A 17396-nucleotide genomic window follows, 5' to 3' on the forward strand; every position below is an offset into this window, starting at 1 on the left:
GGATGCGTGGGCAGCGCACCTTCAGCCGTTGCCGTCCTGCACGGCGCGGACAACGAGCGGATGCTGGTCCGGCATGTGCTTCGCGCACGCGCGAGCGTTGGGCTCGGCCAAGAACACCGGCTTGGTGTTGTCCGGCGGATACACCCGCAGCCCGTCGACGGGAGTGGGCGCGCAGCTTGCCGGATCGTAGACATCGACGTTGACCTGGTCGAGCCACGCCGTGGCCGACTGGCCGGGCGCCAGTGTCAAGGCAGGCACCGGGCCGGGTTCCCGTTTCGCGGCATCGCCCACCTGACGCCGGTCCACGACGTAGGAAACGCCCGGATACCCGCGCAGCGCGCAGGCGTCGCCGCCGGAGTTGGTGAAGACGATCGGCACGTAGTAATGCCCGGCCGCCCCTTCTCCTTGGCCCAGCGCGACATCCAGTCCACTGGTCCGGCATGGCGCGGTTGCCCGGGCAGCCGGCTGGGGAACCCAGGCGGTGCCGGCGAGTGCGGCCGCGACGCCGCCGATCATGAGGTACCGGGCCGAGATCACTGTCGTTCTCCCGTCGTCCGAGATTCCGTCGATGCTTCTCATCCTGGCAAGCCGCTGCCCGCGGCCCGAGAGGCCAAGGACCCTGTGCGGCAGGGCTTTGCGTCACCGGCGCGTCGGCGGCCGGCCGCCGGTACCGGTCCATTCCGCCGGAAACCCCATTGTCCGCCCAGATGCGCGCCGGAATCCGCACCCGCCGCGGACTTGCCGCGATAGGGAACAATTTCTAGGGCAGGTTCCGCGGCGGAGGGGCGGCTCGATGACGGTCCGAGTCTTGCTGGTCGAGGACGACGCCCTGATCAGCGAAGCGCTTTCCCTCGCGCTGGCTGACCAGGGCTGCACGGTGCTGCAGGCCGCGTGCGGCGAAGACGCGTTGGCGATGCTGGGATCGGTGAGCGTGGACGTCGTCCTGCTCGACCTGATGCTGCCGGGCATGGACGGGCTCGCCGTCTGCCACGAGTTGCGCGTGCGCGGCGAGCTGCCGGTCATCGTCATCACCGCACGGGCCGACAGCCAGGATGTCATCGCCGGTCTGGAAGCCGGTGCCGACGACTACGTGACCAAGCCGCTGGTCGCCGGCGAACTGGCGGCCCGCATCCGCGCGCTGTTGCGCCGCGCGGCGCCGGTCCGCCGATGCTGTCTCCAGGTCGGCGACCTGTTGCTGAGCACGCACGACGAGACGGTCTCGCGCGAAGGCGTCCCCATTCGCCTTACCCGTACCGAATTCCGTCTCCTGGCCGAATTGGCCGCCGCCGAGGGCGAGGTCGTCACCCGGGAGCAGTTGCTGCACCGGATCTGGGGACGCGACTACTTCGGCGGCACGCGCCTGCTCGATGTCCACATCCGGCGATTGCGCCGCAAAGTCGAGCCTAATCCCGATTGTCCGCGTCTCGTGCTCACCGTCCGGGGCATCGGCTACCGCGCCGAGCCCCGCCCGTGAGCGCCGCTTCCGTGTCCCGCCTTTCCTTGCGCTTCCGGGTTTCCGCCGCGTTCGGGCTCGGCCTGCTGGTGGTGGTCAGCGTGCTGTCGGCGGCGACCTGGCACCTCGCCACCGACTACCTGCTCAACCAGCGCCAGCAGAGCGCCGACCGGCATGCCCGGATCAACGCGCGGCTGGTCGAGAACGAGGTCCGCGACCGGACCGACGGTCTCGGCGAACTGCTGTCCGGCCTCACGTCCGGACCGAATTCGACGATCCTCGTGTCGCTTCCCGGCGGCTGGCACACCGCCGGACGCCCGATCGGCCCCGCGGACCTCCCGCCCGGCCTGCTCTCCCGCACCCGCCCCGGCGCGCCCGCGCACGACCGGTTCACCGCCGACGGGGTCCCGGTCCTCGTGGTCGCGCAGCAACTCGCCAAGTCGAAGGGCTATTACGTCGAACTCCATCCGCTGCTCGGCCTCGAACGGACCTTCCGCAAGCTGCGCATGATCCTCGTCGCGGGCACCGTGACGTGCGGGCTGTTCGGCGTCGTCCTCGGCGCGTGGGCGGCCCGGCGCGCGCTCCGTCCGCTGGCCGCGTTCACCGAAACCGCAGCCCGGATCGCCCGCGGCGACATGCGCGCGCGACTGCCCGAACAAGCCGGACCCGACCTCGCTCCCCTCGCCGCGACGTTCAACGCCACCGCCGATGCCCTGGAACGACGCGTCCGCCGTGACGCGCGTTTCGCCGCCGACGTCAGTCACGAACTGCGCTCGCCGCTCACCACGATGACGACCGTCGCGGAAGTCCTCGAACGCCGTCGCGACGCCATGCCCGCGCCCGCGCAGAAGGCGTTGCAGCTCTTGCTGGCCGAACTCCACCGGTTCCGCGGCATGGTGCTCGACCTGCTGGAGATCTCAGCCGTCGACCAAGCCGACAACGGCGAGGAACGCGAACTGGTCGATCTGGGCTCGCTCGTCCGCAGCGGCGTCGCGAGCAGCCCCGCCCCGCGCCCGGCCCTGGAACTCCCTTCGGAACCCTTGCTGGTGGCAGCGGACCGCCGCCGCCTCGACCGCGTCCTCGCGAACCTGCTCGACAACGCGGCCCGCTACGGCGGCGGCGCGGTCCGCGTGGCCGCGCACGCGTGCCACGGCGTCGTCCGGTTGGAAGTCGACGACGCCGGCGACGGGGTGCCCGCCGAACTCCGGGAACGTATTTTCGAACGGTTCTCCCGCGGCGTGCACGCCGGACGACGGGACCCCGGCTCGGGGACCGGCCTGGGATTGGCGATCGTCGCCGACCACGTGTACCGCCACGAGGGACGTGTGTGGGCGGAGGGCCGCCCGGGCGGCGGGGCGCGGTTCGTCGTCGAACTCCCGCAAGCGCACGGGTGACGCGGTCAGGGACCCGGTTTCGGCATCACGGGCTCTCTCACGGTCTCCGTTCGTAGAGCGTCCCCAGCCGCACCAGGGTGGGACGTCCGTCCGGGCCCGGTTCGTAGAACTGCACCGCCAGCAGACCCCCCGGAGCGCCGGCGTCCATGACGAATCGGCTCCGCGCACTGTCGACGCACGCGAGCGGCATGGCCTGCCCTCCGCCCGCGGCGCTGCCCATCAGGCGGTCCCATTCCGCCAGCCCGGGGTCGGGTGTCAGCCGGGCGTGGAGCTGTCCGCCGAGCGCCTCGACCGACACCTCGCCGTCCGGGGCACGGTAGAGCCCGGTGAACCGTTCGATCTCGACCTCCGCGCTCCCCTTCGGCGGGTCGATGGCGGCCGGTCCCGGAACATCGAAGCACTTTTCGAGCAGCTCAGCGCACAGCGTGGAATGCAGCATCGCTCCGGTAGTGCTGTTGGTAAGCACCGCGAGCACGACATTCTGCCGGGGAATGACGTAAAGGGTCGAATGCATGCCGAGGTTGGCGCCGGAGTGGGTAAGAACTGGGTCGTCGCCCTCCCGGAAGATGCCCCAGCCGAGTCCGAAGTTCGCGCATCCGCGGAGACAGCCCCAAAAGTCGGCGTACTGGGGCGTGCGCATCTGTTCCAGGGCCGCCTTCGACAGGAGCCGGTGTCCGCCGGGTGTCCTGCCGTCGAGGTGCATCCGACCGAAGCGGATCAGTGATTCGACGTCGACCCACAAGCGCGAGCCGGCGGGACCGTACTCAGGCCACACGCGCAGGCGCGGTACCCGGGAGACGGCCCCGCTCGCCGGGTCGACGACATGTCCGACGGCGGTTGAGCGGAGCAGCAGTTCCTCGGCGTCCGAGCTCGCGTTCATGCCGAGCGGCTCGAGAACGCGCTTGCTCAGTGCGACGTCGAAGCGTTCGCCGGTGAGCACCTCCGCCAGCCGGCCGAGTGTGCTCATTCCCATGTTGCTGTAAGAGAACCGCCGGCCGGGGACGCCCGTGACGTCCAGCGCCGCGAGCTCTCGAAGCAATCGCTCGAGCACGTCGTCGCCCGGGGCGAGGTTCGGCAGGTAGTTGCCGGGCAGGCCGGACGAGTGGTTGAGCAGCATCCGCACGGTGATCGTCGCAGAGCGGGCGGGGTTCGCTGCGGTGAAGCCGGGCAGGTACCGCACGACGGGCGTGTCGAGGTCGAGCCGCCCTTCGTCCACGAGGGTCATCGCCAGGGAAGCGGTGAGCGTCTTCGTGACGGATCCGGCGGCGAACAGCGTGTCCGGCAGCACCGGAGCGCCGGTCGCCGCGTTGACCGTTCCGGTCTCGGCCCGGACGAGCGTGCCGTCGTGCCACAGCGCGGCCGACGCGCCGGTCACGGTGAACTTCTCGGCCAGCCGCGAAAGACGATCGGCGAGTTCGTTCGAGGTGATCATCGGTCATGCCCTCTCCGCAGGTGCTCGATGCTCCGATGCTGTCAGGCGCGGTCCGGTGCCGGCCATCGTCACTCGTCTCAGGACGGCGGAACCGGATGCGAACATTGTCGAACGGCCCCTCTCAGCCGCGCGACTCCTGTCCATACCGTGACCGCGCCTGCGGGACCTACCGTCAAGGGACGGCGTGAGAGCACGGCGTGCTGGACCACGGAAGGAAGACGACGATGTCACTCCTGCTGACTGGTGCGACCGTCATCGACGGCGTTTCCGACAAGGGCATCGACGGGCACGCGATCCTGATCGAGAACGGCCGCATCGCGGCGATCGGCCGCCCGGACGAACTGGCGGTCGCCGCGGGAACCGAGACCGTCGACTTCAGCGGGAAGTTCCTCATCCCCGGGCTGATGAACGCGAACGTGCATCTCCTCGTCAACGTTCTCTTCGAGACGCTCGTCCGATACGAAGGCCGCTACGAGGACTTGATCGTCGAGGCCGCGCAGGTCGCGCTGAAAAACGGATTGACGACGGTGTTCGACACCTGGGGGCCGCGCCGCGCGCTGACGGCGGCTCGTGACCGGATCGACCGGGGCGCGACGCCCGGCAGCCGTATCCGCTGTGCGGGCAACATCATCGGATTCGACGGACCGTTCTCCGACGACTTCGACCGGCGCATCCCCGGTGTCGGGAGCTCCCGTTTCGTCGACCGGGTGAACGCGGCGTGGGTGGAGAACGTCGGGCGGCACCTGATGTGGCTGACGGCCGAGGAGGTCGGCAACGAGGTCCGCGCCTACCTCAGGCGCGGCGTGGACTTCGTCAAGTACGCGTCGAACGAGCACGGCGGGGCCGCTGCCGGGGCCTTCATCCAGTTCTCGGAGCGCACGCAGCGCGTCATCGTCGAAGAAGCTCACCGAGCCGGGTTGACCGCGCAGTCGCATACCTCGACGGTCGAGGGCCTGCGGATGGCGATCGAGGCGGGCTGCGACCTCGTGCAGCACGCCAACGCGACGGGTCCCGCCGAAATCCCGCGGGCTACCCTCGAACTGTTCGCCGAGAAGAACTGCGGTGCGGTCGTCTTCCCGTTGACTGACAACGGTTTCAAGGTTCTCCGCGAGTCCGTTTCGGACCACGAATGGACGATGTGGAAAGCCTCGGACGTCAACGCCCGCAACCTCGTCGGCTCGGGGGCGTCGATCCTGCTCGCCAACGACGGCGGCATTTTCGCCCCGGAAGTCATGAACGAGCCGATGATCAAGGGCACTTGGAACGGGCTGCCCGAAGACGAAGCGCTGGGCCGCCTGGCGACCGGTCATTTCGTCTGGCTCCGGGCGATGGAGGAAAAGGGCATGTCGCCGATGGCGCTGCTGCACGCGGCGACCCGCAACATCGCCGAGGCCTACCGGGTCGACGACGACCTCGGGACCATCGAAGCAGGCAAGATCGCCGACCTGGTCGTGCTCGACGAGGATCCCTTGCGCAGCGCCAAGAACTACCAGACCATTCACGCCGTCATCAAGGACGGCGCCATCGTCGATCTCGACGCGCTGCCGCAGCGGCCGTTGCTGACCGCGGAACTTTCTCCGCCGCTTGAAGAAGAAACCCGCTACAAGAAAGCCCTCCAGCACGGCGCACGCATGCCTGGCTGCCCCGCTTGCGCGAACGGAAACCACCGATGACCCAGTCGAACTCCGCCGCGTGCCACGCCAAGGCACCGGTATGGGAACAGCACTGCTGTCTTCCTCTCGACCCGGACGCCGACGTCGACGCCCTGTGGCGGTACGCCGAGGCGGGAGCGTCGTTCGTGTCGGTGAACGCCGGTTACGCTCCGCACGGCATAGCGGACACGATCCGAGTGCTGTCCGGGTTCCGCCGCCAGTTGCTTGCCAGGCCCGACCGCTACCTCCTGGCCCGCACGGCCGGGGACGTGCGCGCGGCCAAGGCCACCGGACGGCTCGCGGTCGCGTTCGACCTGGAAGACACCCGTCCGCTGGACGAGCGGATCGAGCTGGTGCAGACCTATTACGACCTGGGGGTGCGCACCATGGTGCTGACCTACAACCACCGCAACGCCGCCGGTTCGGGCTGCCACGACGAGTCCGACGGCGGCCTGACGAGGTTCGGCAGCGAGGTGGTGGCCGAGATGAACCGGGTGGGAATGACGGTCGATGCCGCGCACTGCTCGTACCGGACGTCGATGGACCTCTTCGCCGCGTCGACGGCACCGGTGGTGTTGTCCCATACGGCCGCTCGCGCGGTGCACGATCACGAGCGGAACGTATGGGACGACCAGATGCTCGCCTGCGCGGCCACCGGCGGCGTCGTCGGGATCAACGGCGTCGGGATGTTCCTGGGGGCCAACGACGCGAGCACCGAGACACTCGTCCGCCACATCGACCACGCCGTGGAGCTGGTCGGCTGGGAACACGTAGGCCTCGGGCTGGACTACTGCTTCGCCGAAGACGATCTCAACGCCGAACTGGCCGCGAATCCCGAACTGTTCCCGCCGAGCTACTCGCGGTGGGAACGGCTGGAGTTCGTCGAGCCCGAGCGGCTGCCCGCCATCGCCGCGGCTCTGCTGGACCGCGGCCACGCGCCGGGGGCCGTCGCGGGGATTCTCGGCGGGAACTTCCTTCGGGTGGCGGAGAAGGTGTGGCAGTGAACCGGATGCCTCGGCGCGTGGTGGTCGTGGGCGCCGGCGTCGTCGGGCTTTCGTGCGCGTGGTTTTTGCAGAAGCACGGCGCGGAGGTCACTGTCCTGGAGCGGTCGGAAGTGGGGGCGGGCGCCTCTTGGGGCAATGCCGGCTACCTTGTGCCTGCCATGGTGGCACCGCTCGCGGAGCCGGCGCTGCTGCGCGAGGGCGTGCGAAGCTTGCTCACTCCCGGCTCGCCGGTCTCGGTGAGCGCACGGCTGTCGGCGGCGACCATGGCATTCCTGACCGGGTTCGCCCGGAACGCGACAGCCGCTCGATGGCGGCGGGGAATGGCCGCGCTCGGACCATTGGCGGCACGCAGCCTCAGCGCTTTCGACGAACTGGCCAAGGGCGGGGTCGCCGCAGAAATCCACGAGCAGACAATTCGGATCGGGTTCACCGCGGGACAGGACACCGCCGGGCTCGAGCATGAACTGGCCCTCGCCCGTGCCTCCGGACAGGAGATGTCCTACCGGACCACGACGGGGCACGAGGCTCCGTTCTCCGGCCGGATCGCGCAGGTGCTGCATCTGGAAGGGCAGCGGTTCCTCGCACCGGGCACGTTTCTTGACGCGCTCGCCGCGTCAGTGCGCGAGCGGGGCGGCGAGATCGTCGAGGGCGCCCGCGTGCGGGCGATCGGATTCGGGCCGCGCGGGCTGCAGGCGGATACCTGGGCGGGGCCGCCGCACCGGGCCGACGCTGTCGTGCTCGCGACGGGGGCGTGGTTGCCGGAACTCGGACGCCGGTCGGGGGTGCGGATGCCAGTGCAGGCCGGACGCGGCTACTCGTGCAGCGTGCGGCTGGCCGAACCGCTCGCGGGTCCGGTCTACCTGCCCGGTGCCCGAGCGACGCTCACGCCGTACGGGGACCGGGTCCGGATCACCGGCGTCATGGAGATCGCCGCCCGGGACGCGCCCTTCGACGGCAGCCGCCTCGACGCCGTCCTGCGCTCGATCCGCCCCCTGCTCGACGCGGATTGGGACGACGTGCGCGAACCTTGGTCCGGGTCCCGGCCGCTGACGCCCTGCGGACTTCCGGTGATCGGCGCGGCCAAGATCCCCGGCGTCCAGGTCGCGGGCGGCCACGGCATGTGGGGCCTGACGCTGGGTCCGATCACCGGGAAGCTGCTCGCAAGGCAGATCATGACCGGCGCCGGCGCGCCCGAGCTCGTCCCGTTCGATCCGCTCCGCCGCAGTTGAACGGCTTGGGCCGGAGCCGCCGACCCGGAATGCTCGGTCGAGCGCTCGCCCCGGGCCTGCGCCAGCAGACGATCACAGCGGCGATCCGCCGCTCGCCAGGAGGCTTCGATGAGTCATGACGCGTTCACCCCGCCGCCCGCGCCGGCGTTCCGCAGGCAGGGCAATCTGCTGTTGCTGTCCGGCCAGGTCGGGGTCGACGAGAACTGGCGTCCGGTGTCCGGGACGTTCCACGACGAGGCCCGCGCCGCCTTCGCGAACGTCCGGCGGGTGCTCGCCGAGGCGGGCGCGCGGCCCGACGACGTCCTCAAGGTCACCGCGTATCTCGCCGATCTCGAGGACTACCCCCGCTACAACGAGGTCTGGACCGGAGAGTTCCCCGGCACGCGCCCTGCCCGCACGACCATCGGCGCGCAACTGGTCGCACCCTTTCGCGTCGAGCTCGATGTGGTCGCTTGGCTCGACGGTACCCCGTGACCGGCAACGCCTTGCCGCCGGTTTTGTCATTGACCGGCGGAGCGAGCTGAGCGACGGGCCCGGCCGGGTTACATTCAGCGGCGAACCCGATGGTGCCGGAGCGGCGCCGCGGACAAGGAAGGTACGGCGCGCGATGCGGCTGAACGCGGTTCGGTGAGCGAGGACCTGCAGCGGGTCGTGGACGCGCTCGCTCGGCAGCTGGGCCGGGCGGTCGCGGTCGACGACGTCCATTTCCGGTTGCTCGCCTACAGCGCGCAGGCCGGTCCGATCGACGACATGCGGGCGCGGGTGATTCTGGACCGCGAGGCTCCGCCGGAGGCCGTCGCCTGGCTGCGGCGGTTTCGGCTTCCCCGCGCTGACGGACCGGTACGCCTACCCGCGGCCGCGGAGTTCGACCTGCTGCCGCGGGTCGCCATCCCGATCCGGTTCCAGGGCGTGCAGTTCGGCTATCTGTGGCTCATCGACGCGGGCGAACCAGTGAACGACGCCGGGCTCGCTCTCGCCGGCGCCGCGGCGGACGAAGCCGCTGAGGTGCTTTTCCGCGAGCGGGCTCTCGGCGAGCTGCACGACGCCCGCGTCGGGGAGTTCCTCCGGGACCTGCTGTCCGAGGACCACGCGGCCCGCGTCCTCGCTGCCGACGGACTCGTCGAATCAGACCTCTTCGCGGCACGCGGCGAAGTCGTCGCCGTCGTCGTCGCGCCGTTGCCGGCAGCCAGTCAGGAAGTCGGCAACGGCGACCGCTTGGCGCTCGGCGCAGCACTGCGCGCGGCGGCCGCCGCGGCACCGGTCCGCGAAAGCATGATCCTCATCCGCCCTGCCCACGGATTGCTCGTCGTGACGCAACGCGCGATGGAACGGATCCCCCGGCTCGCGGACGATCTGTGCGAGTCAGCGGCGCGGCGGCTGGGACGCGCCAGCCGTTGGCGGGCTGTGGTCGCCGGGGTAGGGCGTCCGGTCGCGCGGCTGGCCGACACCGCGACCTCGTATCGGCAGGCGCTCGACGCGATCCGGGTCGCCGACGTCATCCCCCGGTTCCGGCCGGTCGCCCGCCACGACGCGCTCGGGATCTACTCCTTGCTGGCCGCCCAGCCGCGCGAACAGCTCCGCGGCATGGGGGCTGAACAGGCGATCGCCGCGCTCGTCGGCGCCGATCCCGAACTCCTCCTCACCGCGGAGACGTTCCTCGACCGCGCGGGCGACACTCGCGCGGTGGCCGAGCGGCTCGGCGTGCACCGGGCGACGGTCTACTACCGGCTGCGCCGAATCGAGGAACTCACCGGCTTCAACCTGAGCGACGGGGAACGCCGCCTCGTCCTGCACCTCGGCATCAAGGCGGCACGGCTCCTCGGCGACGGTTGACCACTCCCGGCGGAGAAGCGAGCCCGCATCCCGTGCGCAGTCGGATCCGCCGCCGCTGAAACCCTGGCTACGCGGGCGCCCAGGCGCGGCCGGTCTCGATCAGCAGCTTCCGCATTGCCGATCCGGCGGGAGAAAGCCGTTCCCCGCGTCGATGGGCGAGCACGATCCGGCGGCTCGGCGGGCGCGGCGAGACCGCGGTCAGGACCCGGATGTCGTCGCGGAGGCTGTAGAGCGACAGCCGGGGCACCAACGCGATGCCCATGCCGACCGCGACCATCGCCTGTGCTTCCTGGTAGCTGCGCGCTTCGAAGGTGACGATGGGTTCGAAGCCCGCAGCTTCGCAGGCAGCGTTGAGCAGCGCGAGGACGTTCGGCGAGGTGCGGATGATCCACGGCTCGTGCCGGAGTTCTTCCATCCGGACCGACGACCGGGCGGCCAGGCGGTGGCTGGAGGGCACCAGCAGCACGCTCGGATCGCGGAAGATCAGTTCGCTGGTCAGGCTTTTCCCGGGTCCGTCGGCGGGCCGCTCGCGGTCCCAGGTGATGGCCAGTTCGATTTCGCGCGATTCGAGGAGATGCTCGAGGCCGGACAGCTGGGCGCTGTGGATCCGCAGGTCGACTCCCGGATGGTGCGCGCGGAACGCGGAGATCGCCGCGGGCAGGAACGATTCGGTCACCGTCGGGACCGTGCCGAGCCGCAACGTCCCGGTGTTCAGCCCGGCGAGGTCGCGCAGTTCCTCGTGCGCCGCCGACACGATCCGCTCGATCTTCTCCGCGTGGCGCACCACGGCGCGGCCTGCCTCGGTGAGCGTCACGCCCCGCGGCCGTCGCTCGATCAGCGGCTGCCCTGCCTCGTCCTCCAGCTGCCCGATCTGCTGCGAAACCGCGGAAACCGTGTAGCTGAGGCTCTCCGCCGCCGCGGTCAGCGAGCCCGTGCGGGAAACCTCGACCAGCACGAGCATCCGCCGGATGTCCATCCTCATCCCCGCAGCCTACAGCTCAGCTAAAGGCACCTTGAGCAACTTTAGCTGGTTTGAACCGAGGCGGTGCCGCACGCTTGCTCGGGAAGCCGCCAACCGAAGGAGTTCGAGGTGAATCCCCAAGCGAGCACGGTCGATCTGGCGGGTGCGTGGATGCGCGGAGGCACGAGCAAGTGCTGGATCTTCGCCGCGGACGCGGTGACGGCCCTGCCGCTCGATCTCGACGTCGTGCTCGCCAGCGCGCTCGGCTCCGGCGATCTCCGGCAGATCGACGGCGTGGGCGGAGCGACGTCGACCACGTCGAAAGCAGCGGTCGTCTCCCGTGCGACCGGACCCGGCGCCGACGTCGAGTACCTCTTCGGCCAGGTCGGGATCGCCGAACGGATCGTCGAATGGGGCAGCAACTGCGGAAACTGCGCCACCGCGGTCGGGCTCTACGCGGTGCAGGAAGGTCTTGTCGCCGTCGAGGGCGAGGTGACGACCGTGCGGCTCCGCAACCTCAACACCGGCGCAGTGCTGCAGACCGCGATCGCCACCCCGGGCGGCCGCGCGCCGCGGAGCGGGAAAACTCTCGTGCCAGGCGTCGAATCGGGCGGGGTGCCGGTGGAACTGACCTTCCGCGGCCCGTTCGATCTCGACCGTTCGTTCCCCACTCGCCGCCCGAGCCAGGTCGTCGACGCCGGTGGAACGACCGCCGACGCCACCCTCGTCAACGCCGGAGCGCCCGCGATCCTTCTCGACGCGCACAGCGTCGCGATGACCGCGACCGAATCCGCCGAAGCGGTCGCCGAGCGGCTGCCGATGCTCACCGCCTTCCGCGCGGCAGGCGCCGTCCTGCACGGGTTGGTGCCGCCGGGCCGCCCGGCGCCCAACGCGGTGCCCAAGACCGGAGTAGCCGGACCCGCGGCGGATTACCGGACAGCCAACGGAAAGCTGATCCGCGCACAGGACTACGACATGTCGGTCCGCATGCTTTCGATGCACGCCGCGCACCCCGCGATCGGACTGACCTCAGCGGTGGCTGTGGCGACCGCAGCCGCGACGCACGGCAGCGTCGTGCACTCCCTCGTCGGCGACGGCCGCCAGTCGCTGCGAATCGGGACCCTCGCCGGCGTGGTCGAGGTCCGCTGGACCCGTTCCCCCGACGGGGCGGTCGAGGCGGTCTCCTTGCGCCGGGCGGCTCGAAGGCTCGCAACCGCCGTCGTGCACATCCCGTTCTCGGGCCGCCCGCAGCACCAACCGGAAAAACGTCCCGCTGTCGCCGCCGCACTCGCGGTGTCACGCTGAACTGCGCGCCCGCAGCCGCCAGCCCGCTCTCCCCCGGCGCCGGGACGCCACGTCTATCAAGGAGGATAGAAGTGCTCACGCCCTTCACGACGGCCGCCCGACTGGACCGTCTCCCGATCACCAGAGCCCACAAATTCGCACTGGCCACCCTGGCCTTCGTGTTCCTGTTCGAATTCGGCGACCTGAACACCTTCGCCTACGTCGCGCCGGCGCTGGTCAAGCACCTCGGATTCTCCGTCGGGGACATCGCGGTCGTCACCTCGGCCGCGTTCCTGGGCATGGCGGTGGGCGCGGCGTTCGGCGGACGGGTCTCGGACCTCATCGGCCGCAAACGGGCCCTGCTCTGCTCGACTTCGTTGTTCTCGCTGTTCTCCTTGGTCAACGCGGCCGGGGTCAACGTGCCGACGTTCGTCGTGTTCCGGTTCCTGACCGGAGTCGGCCTGTCGGCGATGGTGGTCGCGGCGACCACCTACATTTCCGAGGTCATGCCTGCCGCGCGCCGCGGGCGGATGCAATCGGCCGTGATGGCCGTCGGTCTCGCGGGCATCCCGTTCATGTCGTTCTCGGCGCGCGGCATCGTCCCGCTCGGCTCCGGAGCCTGGCGGCTGGTCTTCGTGCTCGGCTCCGCGGCGCTGCTGGCCCTTCCCGCGCTCGCGGCCTTGCCCGAAAGCCCGCGCTGGCTCGTCCACAAGGACCGGCTGCCCGCGGCCGAGGCCGTCCTCTCCCAGCTGGAGCGGCGGGCCGGGCCGTTGCCCCCGATCGCCGACGTCCCGTCCGCACCGGCCGCTCCGGCGGGCCCCAGCGGCTACCGGCAGCTGTTCGCCAGCCCGTACGGCCGCACCACCCTCTTCCTCGCGGTCGTATGGATCTTCCAGACCCTCGGCTTCTACGGTTTCGTCGCCTGGGTGCCGACCCTCCTGACGCAGCACGGCTTCAGCGTCGCCAAATCCCTCGGGTTCTCCGCCCTCACCACCATCGGCGCGGTCCCCGGTGCGCTGCTCGCCTGGCCGGTGACCGACCGGCTCGGCCGCAAGCTTCCGCTCGTGGTCGCCGCACTCGCCACCGCGGCGAGCGGGCTGGCCTACGGCCTGACCTTCAACCCGGTCGCCATCGTGGTCTTCGGGTTCTGCGTCAACCTCCTGATCCAGACCTTCGCGACCCTGCTCTACGCCTACAGCCCGGAACTTTTCCCCACCGGGCTGCGCAACGCCGGACACGGGCTGGTGTACGGAACCGGACGGCTCGCCAACATCTTCGGCCCGATGCTCGTCGCGTCGATCTTCGCCGGACTCGGGTACCAAGCGGTGTTCGTGTACATCGCGGCCTGCTGGCTCATCGTCGCGCTGGCGATCGCGTTCTTCGGGCCGCGCACCGGAAAACGCTCGCTGGAATCGCTGTCCGCGCGGACCGGAGCCCAAGCCGAAGCGGCAAATCCGGTGCACACCGCCAATAACGCCGAAGGGACACTTCGTTGAACACCTCTGCCGAAACCGCTGCTCCCGGAAAAGCCGCTGACGTCATCGTCGTCGGCGGCGGCAACGCGGCATTCACCGCCGCACACGCCGCCGCGGTGCGCGGCCGCCGAGTGGTGCTTCTCGAAAAGGCTCCGCGCGCGCAGTTCGGCGGAAACAGCTACTACACCGCCGGAGCCACGCGGATCGCCCACCGCGGTCTAGCGGATCTCCTCGATTTCATCGAGCCGGACGAGCGCCATGCCGCCACGCACGTGCCGCCGTACTCGCCCGCCGATTACGCCCGGGACCTGGCGAAAGTCACGAACGGCCGCAACGACCCCGGTCTCACCGAAGCACTCGTCAACGAGGCGGCGCCCGGCCTGCGCTGGCTGCACTCCCTCGGCCTGAAGTACCGGCTGATGTACGAACGGCAAGCTTACGAACGCGCCGACGGCACTTACCTGTTCTGGGGCGGCCTGCACGTCGGAAACGTCGGCGGCGGGGCGGGTCTGATGCATGACCACCTCCGGGTCGCGGACCGGCTCGGCACCGAAGTCCGGTACGGACAGGACGTCTTCGATCTGCTGACCGAGAACGGCACCGTGACCGGAGTGAAAGTCCGGCAGGACAACGGGATCGTCCAGGAGCTGCGCGCGGAGTCGGTCGTCCTCGCCGCGGGCGGCTTCGAAGCGAACCGGGAGCTGCGGCGAGCACACCTCGGCCCGGGCTGGGAAAACGCGAAAGTCCGGGGAACCCCGTTCAATACCGGCCAGATGATCACCGCCGCGCTCGCGCTCGGCGCGGCCAAGGGCGGCGACTGGCAGTCGTGTCACTCCACCCAGTGGGACGCCTTCACGCCCGGCAACGAATCCAACCGGGAACTGACCAACCGGCTCACCCGGCAAAGCTATCCGCTCGGAATCATCGTCAACCGCGCCGGCGAACGGTTCCTCGACGAGGGAGCGGACTTCCGGAACTACACCTATGCCAAGTACGGCAAGGAAATCCTCGAACAGCCCGGCTCGGTCGCCTACCAGATCTTCGACGCGGGCCTCCGTCCGATGCTGCGCGCCGAGGAATACGACATGCCGGGCGTTTCCGTCGAAAGCGCCGGCAGCGTCGAGGAGCTGGCCGAGCGGATCGGGGTCGACCCCGAACGCCTCGCCAAGACCGTCAACGACTACAACCGCTCGATCGACGTTTCGATCCCGTTCGACCCCAACGTCAAAGACGGCCGCCGAGCCGGCACGACGCCGCCGAAAAGCAACTGGGCGATTCCCCTCAGCGACGGGCCCTTCTACGCGTATGCGGTCACCTGCGGCATCACCTTCACCTTCGGCGGCCTGAACTGCGACCCGCACGGCCGGGTCCTCGACGAGCGCGGCCGCGCGCTCCCCGGGCTGTACGCGTGCGGCGAGATGCTCGGCGGCCTCTTCTCCGGCAACTATCCCGGCGGCTCGGGCCTGGCGGCCGGGGTCGTCTTCGGCCGCCGCGCGGGTTCGCTGGCCTGACATCCGGACAGTTCTCGCCTAGGCCAGCTCGATCAGCAGCTCGGCTCACCGCGTCAACGGCGTCGGCGGGGGCGGGCACCGGAGGTGTCCCGCCGTCCGGCCGGTCAGCTACCGCGCCGGACCGCGTTTTCCAGCAGGGCGAGCGCCCGTTCGATGTCCTTGCGGTCCGCTTCGTCCAGGTTGGCGAGGAGGGCTTCTTCCCGGTCGAGATGTCCTTCGAGGACCCGGTCGATCAGCTTGCGGCCCGCGGCGGTCAGTTCGGCGTAGCTGACCCTGCGGTCGCCTCGGTGGTCGCGGCGGCGGATCAGGCCGTCGCGTTCGAGGGCGTCCAGCCGTCCGGTGAGAGCGCCGGAGGTGACTAACGAGGAGGCAGCCAGTTCGGACGGCGTCTTCCGGTAGGGACGGCCGGCCCGGCGCAGGTTGCACAGGATGTCGAACGCGCCCGGGGTCAGGCCGTACGGGGCCAGGTACGCGCGCAGGCCGCCTGCGGCGAGGTCGGCGATCCGCCGGACCCGGCCGAAGATCGCGATCGGAGAGGCGTCCAGGTCCGGGCGCTGCCGTGCCCAGTCCGCCACCACCTGGTCGACCGGGTCCATCGTCATCGGCTCCTCGTTCCGCGGCATGCGGACGGAGCCTATCCGCGTCCTAACCGGACTGCGCCGCGGGCTGATCGGCGGCAGCGGGTTGTTTCCCGGCCGGAGCGCGACCGCGGAGCAGCACGACGGCACCGAGCAGCGTGAGCAGCTGCGTCGCGGCGAGCAGTGCGTACCCGGCGGCGAACCCGTGGTCGCCGCCCGCCGCGATCGCCACGCCCATCAAGGCCGGAAGCAGCGCGGACACCAGGTTGCCGACCCCGTTGATCATTCCGTAGGCACTGCCTACCGAGCCCGCCGGTGCGTATTGCTGCACCAGCGTCGGGATCGCGGGTCCTTGCAGGCCCCAGAACGCGTTGGCGAGGATCAGGGTCGCCGCCGCGAGCCAGCGCGAATCGGCGAACGTCACGGTCGTCGCGCACAGTGCGGTGCCGATGCTCCCGATCACGAGCACGAGCGGTGCCCGGCGGCCCGGCATCCGGTCGATGAGCCATCCGCCGAGGAACCCGGACCCGAGGCTGACCACGAACGGCAGCGCGGACAGCGCGCTCATCTGCGCCAGCGAGAAATGCCGTGCTTGCAGCAAATACGACGGCAGCCAGGACGTGCTGCCCCACAGATAGCCGAGCGTCGCCACCTCGATCAGCAGGATCCAGCCGAGCTTGGGCGTGCGCAGCGCTCCCGCGTACCGCCGCAAGGCCGGCTCGCGGACGGTCGTCCGGCGTCGCGAGGCTCGGACGAACACGGCGACCAGCGGCAGCCCGACCACCAGGTTGAGCGCCGCGAGCAGGAGGAACGAGCCGTGCCAGCCGAAGTGCACGAGAGCGAAGGTGATCACCGGAATGCCCAGCGCCGTGCCAAGGGAAACGCCCATCGAGCTGACCGCGTTGGGCTTGCCCCACGCGCCTTCGGCGAAATTGTCCTTGACGTACATGGTTTTCAGCGAGAACAGCGGGCCCTCGCTGGCCCCGAGCAGGAACCGCAGCGTCAGCAGCAGCAGCGCGCTGCCGGCGTACGGGGACACGAGGGTGAACAACGCCCAGCACGCCAGGCTGACCAGCAACCCGCGCCGCACCCCGAACACCGCTTCGTACCACGGCGTGATCAGCATGGCCGCGATTCCGTAGCCGGCCAGGAAAAGCGTCATCAGAGCGCCTTGCGCCGCCCGGTTGCCCGCGATCCCGAAGTGCTGGGCGAAAGCCGGATCGGTGATCAGCACGGACACGTTGACCCGGTCGATGTACGAGATCGCCACCACCACGAGCAGCGCCAGCACACCCAGCCACGCGGTCATCGGCGCGCCGGGACGCCGGTCTTCGGTCGGCACGGTCACCGCGGTTCCTTTCCGGGCCGGACCATCGCGAGGCGGCCCGGACCGCGCGGACCCGCCGCGCCGCCAGACCGGCCGCCTCGGCCGGCGGGGTCGTCCGGAAGTATCTTTGTCCTAAGATGCTTATGTCAAGCTATCTCGGCAGGGTCCTCTCCCCCGTGCCCAACGCGGTGAACGTACGTGAGGGGACCTTGACGGAATCAGATTCCGTCAAGGTCCCCTCACGTACGTTTGCGGGAGCGGGG

General features: G+C 70.1%; 15 protein-coding genes. 10 read left to right on the forward strand and 5 right to left on the reverse strand.

Annotation, left to right across the window (positions count from 1 at the left end; translation table 11 throughout):
- Window positions 1-21: 21 nt before the first annotated feature.
- The gene (locus tag H4281_RS03615) at window positions 22-579 is read right to left on the reverse strand and encodes a DUF4232 domain-containing protein (RefSeq protein ID WP_182889416.1); all 558 of its coding nucleotides are present in this window, start codon (window positions 577-579) and stop codon (window positions 22-24) included.
- Window positions 580-793: 214 nt separating this feature from the next.
- Here H4281_RS03615 and H4281_RS03620 point away from each other — a divergent pair, with 214 nt between their 5' ends.
- On the forward strand, window positions 794-1474 hold the full coding sequence (locus H4281_RS03620) for a response regulator transcription factor (RefSeq protein ID WP_182889417.1): 681 nt from the start codon (window positions 794-796) through the stop codon (window positions 1472-1474).
- Entirely contained in the window at window positions 1471-2847 is a 1377-nt protein-coding gene (locus H4281_RS03625; RefSeq protein WP_182889418.1) for a sensor histidine kinase, read from the forward strand. The genes H4281_RS03620 and H4281_RS03625 overlap by 4 nt, the downstream gene beginning before the upstream one ends.
- 37 nt (window positions 2848-2884) lie before the next feature.
- Here H4281_RS03625 and H4281_RS03630 read toward each other — a convergent pair whose 3' ends face one another.
- Complete coding sequence (locus H4281_RS03630; protein WP_182889419.1) at window positions 2885-4279, reverse strand: serine hydrolase domain-containing protein; 1395 nt, start codon at window positions 4277-4279, stop codon at window positions 2885-2887.
- Between the two features lie 224 nt (window positions 4280-4503).
- On the opposite strand from H4281_RS03630, the gene H4281_RS03635 reads away from it, so the two are divergent.
- The 5 genes from H4281_RS03635 to H4281_RS03655 all read left to right on the forward strand — a co-directional run bounded on the left by H4281_RS03635 (window position 4504) and on the right by H4281_RS03655 (window position 9997).
- Window positions 4504-5952, forward strand: a complete 1449-nt coding sequence (locus H4281_RS03635; protein WP_182889420.1) for an amidohydrolase family protein — start codon at window positions 4504-4506, stop codon at window positions 5950-5952.
- Window positions 5949-6935, forward strand: a complete 987-nt coding sequence (locus H4281_RS03640) for a dipeptidase (protein WP_182889421.1) — start codon at window positions 5949-5951, stop codon at window positions 6933-6935. The genes H4281_RS03635 and H4281_RS03640 overlap by 4 nt, the downstream gene beginning before the upstream one ends.
- Window positions 6936-6940: 5 nt before the next feature.
- Window positions 6941-8164, forward strand: a complete 1224-nt coding sequence (locus H4281_RS03645) for an NAD(P)/FAD-dependent oxidoreductase (protein WP_182889523.1) — start codon at window positions 6941-6943, stop codon at window positions 8162-8164.
- Between the two features lie 108 nt (window positions 8165-8272).
- The gene (locus tag H4281_RS03650) at window positions 8273-8638 is read left to right on the forward strand and encodes a RidA family protein (protein ID WP_182889422.1); all 366 of its coding nucleotides are present in this window, start codon (window positions 8273-8275) and stop codon (window positions 8636-8638) included.
- A 153-nt stretch (window positions 8639-8791) separates the two neighbouring features.
- Complete coding sequence (locus tag H4281_RS03655; RefSeq protein WP_182889423.1) at window positions 8792-9997, forward strand: PucR family transcriptional regulator; 1206 nt, start codon at window positions 8792-8794, stop codon at window positions 9995-9997.
- Window positions 9998-10064: 67 nt separating this feature from the next.
- Here the strand turns inward: H4281_RS03655 and H4281_RS03660 are convergent, their stop codons facing one another.
- Window positions 10065-10979, reverse strand: coding sequence for a LysR family transcriptional regulator (locus tag H4281_RS03660; RefSeq protein WP_182889424.1), 915 nt, complete (start codon window positions 10977-10979; stop codon window positions 10065-10067).
- A 108-nt stretch (window positions 10980-11087) separates the two neighbouring features.
- Here H4281_RS03660 and H4281_RS03665 point away from each other — a divergent pair, with 108 nt between their 5' ends.
- The 3 genes from H4281_RS03665 to tcuA all read left to right on the forward strand — a co-directional run bounded on the left by H4281_RS03665 (window position 11088) and on the right by tcuA (window position 15228).
- Window positions 11088-12263, forward strand: a complete 1176-nt coding sequence (locus tag H4281_RS03665) for a PrpF domain-containing protein (RefSeq protein ID WP_312872045.1) — start codon at window positions 11088-11090, stop codon at window positions 12261-12263.
- A gap of 71 nt (window positions 12264-12334) precedes the next feature.
- Window positions 12335-13738 carry an MFS transporter gene (locus H4281_RS03670; protein WP_182889425.1) on the forward strand — a complete coding sequence of 468 codons (1404 nt, stop codon included), beginning with the start codon at window positions 12335-12337 and terminating at the stop codon, window positions 13736-13738.
- Window positions 13735-15228 carry an FAD-dependent tricarballylate dehydrogenase TcuA gene (gene tcuA, locus H4281_RS03675; RefSeq protein WP_182889426.1) on the forward strand — a complete coding sequence of 498 codons (1494 nt, stop codon included), beginning with the start codon at window positions 13735-13737 and terminating at the stop codon, window positions 15226-15228. The genes H4281_RS03670 and tcuA overlap by 4 nt, the downstream gene beginning before the upstream one ends.
- Before the next feature lie 104 nt (window positions 15229-15332).
- Here the strand turns inward: tcuA and H4281_RS03680 are convergent, their stop codons facing one another.
- Together H4281_RS03680 and H4281_RS03685 are read right to left on the reverse strand one after the other, a co-directional pair.
- On the reverse strand, window positions 15333-15851 hold the full coding sequence (locus H4281_RS03680; protein ID WP_237599713.1) for a MarR family winged helix-turn-helix transcriptional regulator: 519 nt from the start codon (window positions 15849-15851) through the stop codon (window positions 15333-15335).
- A gap of 22 nt (window positions 15852-15873) precedes the next feature.
- Window positions 15874-17154, reverse strand: coding sequence for an MFS transporter (locus H4281_RS03685; RefSeq protein ID WP_312872046.1), 1281 nt, complete (start codon window positions 17152-17154; stop codon window positions 15874-15876).
- Between the last annotated feature and the right edge of the window lie 242 nt (window positions 17155-17396).

The sequence above is a fragment of the Amycolatopsis dendrobii genome (assembly GCF_014145675.1).
GTDB classification, from domain to species: Bacteria; Actinomycetota; Actinomycetes; order Mycobacteriales; family Pseudonocardiaceae; genus Amycolatopsis; species Amycolatopsis dendrobii.

Coding starts and splice junctions, on each gene's coding strand:
- H4281_RS03660 (WP_182889424.1), bottom strand. CDS start 10,979: ATGAGGATGGACATCCGGCGGATGCTCGTGCTGGTCGAGGTTTCCCGC.
- H4281_RS03650 (WP_182889422.1), top strand. CDS start 8,273: ATGAGTCATGACGCGTTCACCCCGCCGCCCGCGCCGGCGTTCCGCAGG.
- H4281_RS03640 (WP_182889421.1), top strand. CDS start 5,949: ATGACCCAGTCGAACTCCGCCGCGTGCCACGCCAAGGCACCGGTATGG.
- H4281_RS03615 (WP_182889416.1), bottom strand. CDS start 579: ATGAGAAGCATCGACGGAATCTCGGACGACGGGAGAACGACAGTGATC.
- H4281_RS03620 (WP_182889417.1), top strand. CDS start 794: ATGACGGTCCGAGTCTTGCTGGTCGAGGACGACGCCCTGATCAGCGAA.
- H4281_RS03630 (WP_182889419.1), bottom strand. CDS start 4,279: ATGATCACCTCGAACGAACTCGCCGATCGTCTTTCGCGGCTGGCCGAG.
- H4281_RS03635 (WP_182889420.1), top strand. CDS start 4,504: ATGTCACTCCTGCTGACTGGTGCGACCGTCATCGACGGCGTTTCCGAC.
- H4281_RS03680 (WP_237599713.1), bottom strand. CDS start 15,851: ATGCCGCGGAACGAGGAGCCGATGACGATGGACCCGGTCGACCAGGTG.
- H4281_RS03645 (WP_182889523.1), top strand. CDS start 6,941: ATGCCTCGGCGCGTGGTGGTCGTGGGCGCCGGCGTCGTCGGGCTTTCG.